Origin of the sequence: Ilyobacter sp. (assembly GCF_041583315.1) — a bacterium.
Lineage (GTDB): Bacteria > Fusobacteriota > Fusobacteriia > Fusobacteriales > Fusobacteriaceae > Ilyobacter.
Map to the genome: position 1 here is coordinate 1 of NZ_JBFHGC010000233.1, position 4226 is coordinate 4226.

The window sequence follows — 4226 nt, forward strand, 5'->3', positions numbered from 1 at the left end:
CGGCATGGGATATTTTTTCCTTTCGATTACTTCGGCGGTATTTATTATTTTTATTATGCTTATTATGAAAAAATTTGAAGTTCTTTATATCGAAAGAGAGAAACAAAGAGTGGTAAAAATAAGTTACTCTGGAGATATTCACACTGAGATTAAGATTAAAAAATATCTCAAAAATAATAATATAAAACTCATCGGAGCAAAATATTTAAGGGAAACAGATAAAAATACCCATACTGAGAAGGAGACTGTATATACCCTTTCTCTTCCCCAGCATATGAGTACAGAGAGCCTTGTAAAGGCCCTCAAGGAATTTGATGAGATTTTTCACATCTCTATCCATTAAAATCTTTTTAGGTCATATCACAACCACACTGGTATCCTCGTAGAAAATTTAGCTTTGCACTTAAATTTTAATTCCCTCCGGTAGCTGAGGGTTTTATTTTTTCTATTGCCCCTATAAACTGAGCCCCGTATCTTTCGAATTTTACTTCTCCAACTCCGTTTATTTCAAGCATCTCCTCTTTATTTACAGGAAGGTATTTGGCCATCTCACGGAGAGTCTTGTCAGAAAATACAGTATAGGGGGGCTTGCCCTCTCCTCTTGCTATTTCATATCTCAATTTCTTCAGAGCCTCGAAGTACTGTTCCCCTTCATAGCTTACTTTTTTATCCACTACTGCTATTTTTCTCAAAAAAATCTCTCTGTTTTTTATAAACGAATAAGCCTTCTTAGTCATCTTAAGAGTTGGAAACTCCCCTTTTAGAACTTCTATATATCCATCTCCTATCAAGAGATCTATGATGGCCCTTATCTCCTTCTGGCTGTACTCCTTCATGATGGAATAAGTGGTTATCTTATCTAGATTCCATTTGAGAATATTTTTATTTTTAGACCCTGCCAGTATTCCCACTATCATATTGACTCCAAACCTCTCACCTGTTCTTCCTATACAGGAGATTATCTTCTGAGCTTCTATGGTTATATCCTGGGTCTCACTGTTATCCAGACAGTTGCTACAGTTATCACAACTCTCTATTTTTTCATCACCAAAATATTCAAGTATATAAGAACGTATACACTGGGAAGTATGGCAGTAATTCACCATGGCATTCAGTTTTTCATATTTTATATCCATTATCTCTTGAGAATTATCAAACTGATTGTTTTCTATAAAAAATCTCTGAGTCAGAATATCTCTTGGGTTAAATATAAGTACACAGTTAGAATCAAGACCGTCCCTTCCTGCCCTTCCTGCTTCCTGGTAATAGCTCTCTATATCTTTAGGAAGATTGTTGTGTATCACAAACCTTACGTTGGATTTATCTATCCCCATGCCAAAGGCATTTGTGGCAACCATTATGTCCAGCTCATCCTCTACAAAGCTGTTCTGAAAATCCTCTCTTTCAGAGTCTTTAAGACCTGCATGATATTTTCCCGCCTTATAACCTCTGCTTACGAGTTCATTATGAATAGAATCTACCTCCTTACGGGTAGAGGCGTAGATTATCCCTCCTTCCCCGCTGTGTTCCTTGAGGTATTTTTTTATATATGCCAGACTGTTTACCCCTTTTACAGTGGTAAATTTTAAATTTTTCCTGTCAAATCCATTTAAAAATATATCAGGATTAAATTTCAGATTCCTGACTATATCTTCCCTTACCTTTGGAGTGGCTGTAGCTGTAAAAGCTGAGACTACTGGTCTGGTTTGGAGTTTATCAATGAATCTAGGTATTCCAAGGTAACTTTTTCTGAAATCATGTCCCCACTGGGATATACAATGAGCCTCATCTACTGCAATTTGGGATATATGTTTGGCTTTTATCTGTTCCACAAAATATTCATTTTCAAGTCTCTCTGGAGCTACGTAGACAATCTTGTACTGATCTGCATATATATTTTTAAATATCTCATTTGATTCCTTCTGAGACAGCGAGCTATTGATATATACAGAGGGAATACCCAGCGTATTCAGTGCAGTGACCTGGTCCTGCATAAGGGATATCAACGGGGAAATTACCAGGGTAATCCCGTCAAAAACCAAGGCCGGTATCTGATAACATATGGATTTACCTCCACCTGTAGGCATTACTCCCAATGTATCTTTTTTATTCAAAATATTTTCGATTATTTCCTCCTGTCCATCTCTGAAGACAGTATAACCAAAATATTTTTTCAAAATTTCATAAATTTTACTCATCTTACCCCCAAATATTTACAATTCATATTTTATTATATCCGAACTTAAAGTTCCCCTATAATTTCAAAATAAAACATTCCTTGAGAGTATTTACCCTCTCCTGAACATCATGTATCTAAATTCCCTTGAATCTCCCGAAGGCATAGTATAGTTGTAATCATAGGCTTCTGTCAGAGTGAATCCCTCTCCTAATCTTTCCTGCACTTCTTCTTCATCCCAGGTTCTTATTTTCAAGCCTGTACATTTATTTTTGTTGGCTTTTGAAAAAGTAACCAGTATGAAATAGCCATTCTTCTTCAAGTATCTTTTCAACTGAGTAAAATAAAGTTCTTCCTCTTTTTTAGAATTGAGAAAATGCAGCACAGCCCTGTCATGCCATATATCCACTTTTCCTTCTAAATTCAATTTTAGTACATCACATTGAAAAAGACTGACCTTATCACAATAATCTTTTAGATCAGATTTCAAATCCAGAATTGCATTTTCACTTAAATCAATACCAATAATATTTTCATATCCATTTTCAAGAAGGGCTTTTATAAGAGTAGTTTTACCGCATCCCACATCCAAAATATTCTTTTTTAAATTTGATTTTTTTATCAATTTCAGAGATTCATGAGACTCTTTTTCATACCATCCCAGTTTTTCTATATTATAAGTTGCATAAATTTTGTCCCAATGAGATTTAGAATTCTTTTTAAACAGCATATTTCCATCCTCCTCAAATCAATAGATATAGTCTTTTCCCAATATATCAGAAGTTTCAATTCTGATTATATATTCATATACTACTTACAGTATAGACTCTATATCTTTCTTCGTCTATAAAAAAACCGGGAATTTTTAATCCCCGGTCTTTATAGATACCAGCAACTCAAAGTTTTTTCAACTCATGAGTTCTTATTACTGGAAAAGTAACTATATTTTTTTTACAAATTCAGATTTTAAGTTCATAGAACCGATACCGTCAATCTTACATGCGATATCATGATCTCCATCCACCAATCTTATATTTTTTACCTTTGTACCTATTTTTACTACCAGTGAACTTCCTTTTACCTTTAGATCCTTGATTACTGTCACAGAATCTCCGTCATTTAGGACAGTTCCGTTTGAATCTTTTATTACATTTTCTTCTTCACTATTTTCGCTTTCTATTTCCATAGTCCACTCATAGGCACATTCCGGACATACAAACACACTTCCGTCTTCATATGTATATTCTGAGTTACATTTAGGGCAATTTGGTAAATCAATCATAATTTCATTTTCTCCATTCTTTTTTAATATTAATAATTTTAAATACAGAGAATTCCTAATTCTCCGTAACTTTTTCAGATTTTCTATTTTTAAATAGATCCTCTTAAAGGAATTTCTTCCCATTTGTCATTGAGCATAAGATATATTTTTACATTTACAAGAGAAAGCTCTTTTATCTCCATAGGATCTTCCAGGTCATCTGGATTTTTAAATTTCTCAAACCATAATGCTGCTTCCCCGTTCTCTGGGTCTATTCCTTGAGTTGTTACATAGTAGGAGTTGTTTGGCACTTGAAATTCAACACATCCGTCTTCATAGATGTTAAGAGAGGTTACTTTTGTCTCTATAACTGATTCTTTTCCCTCGGTAATCTTTATCTTCATGAGGTTCCCCCTTATTTTTTATTAATTGTTATTTTATAATTATAAACCTTTGACAAAAATAAGTCAAAACATATAAGAATTTTATACTTGAAATTCCTTAAAAATAATACTTTTTAAAAAAGATCTACAATCGGCAATCACCTCATTATTTTACAAAAGAAAAAGAGCCCCAAGGCTCATTTTCATATTTTATAAAAATTACCTGATTTCTTTTGCCTTTAGTTCGTCCATTACTCCTTTTAATTCCATCTCGTCCATTATGAAATTAATCAGGTTCAGCATGTCATATTCTCCTTTTGGAATAAGGTATCCCAGCTGACCCTTAGTCAGAGGATTCCCGACCATAGGAGCTGCAAGTTCCTTATATTCATTGGCATAATGTATC

Annotated in this window: 5 protein-coding genes and 1 pseudogene; 1 reads left to right on the top strand and 5 read right to left on the bottom strand. The window is 33.9% G+C overall.

What is annotated here, in order from left to right; genetic code table 11:
• Positions 1–343 (top strand): hypothetical protein (locus ABZA26_RS08900; protein ID WP_372714167.1); only part of this gene is annotated, 343 nt, incomplete at its 5' end.
• 67 nt (positions 344–410) lie between these two features.
• Here the strand turns inward: ABZA26_RS08900 and recQ are convergent.
• From recQ to ABZA26_RS08925, 5 genes and pseudogenes are all read right to left on the bottom strand, one after another.
• On the bottom strand, positions 411–2198 hold the full coding sequence (gene recQ, locus ABZA26_RS08905) for a DNA helicase RecQ (protein ID WP_372714168.1): 1788 nt from the start codon (positions 2196–2198) through the stop codon (positions 411–413).
• 90 nt (positions 2199–2288) lie between these two features.
• The gene (locus ABZA26_RS08910; protein ID WP_372714169.1) at positions 2289–2906 is read right to left on the bottom strand and encodes a class I SAM-dependent methyltransferase; all 618 of its coding nucleotides are present in this window, start codon (positions 2904–2906) and stop codon (positions 2289–2291) included.
• Between the two features lie 210 nt (positions 2907–3116).
• Positions 3117–3458 (bottom strand): zinc ribbon domain-containing protein YjdM, encoded by a 342-nt coding sequence (locus ABZA26_RS08915; protein WP_372714170.1) that lies wholly within the window; start codon positions 3456–3458, stop codon positions 3117–3119.
• An 89-nt stretch (positions 3459–3547) separates the two neighbouring features.
• Positions 3548–3841 carry a hypothetical protein gene (locus tag ABZA26_RS08920; protein ID WP_372714171.1) on the bottom strand — a complete coding sequence of 98 codons (294 nt, stop codon included), beginning with the start codon at positions 3839–3841 and terminating at the stop codon, positions 3548–3550.
• A gap of 198 nt (positions 3842–4039) precedes the next feature.
• Positions 4040–4226, bottom strand: a pseudogene (locus ABZA26_RS08925) (cyclohexadienyl dehydratase); the annotation flags it as partial.

Bases quoted from the DNA above. Each gene is read 5' to 3' on its own strand.
- ABZA26_RS08915 (WP_372714170.1), bottom strand. From the start codon at position 3,458: ATGATTGATTTACCAAATTGCCCTAAATGTAACTCAGAATATACATAT.
- recQ (WP_372714168.1), bottom strand. From the start codon at position 2,198: ATGAGTAAAATTTATGAAATTTTGAAAAAATATTTTGGTTATACTGTC.
- ABZA26_RS08920 (WP_372714171.1), bottom strand. From the start codon at position 3,841: ATGAAGATAAAGATTACCGAGGGAAAAGAATCAGTTATAGAGACAAAA.
- ABZA26_RS08910 (WP_372714169.1), bottom strand. From the start codon at position 2,906: ATGCTGTTTAAAAAGAATTCTAAATCTCATTGGGACAAAATTTATGCA.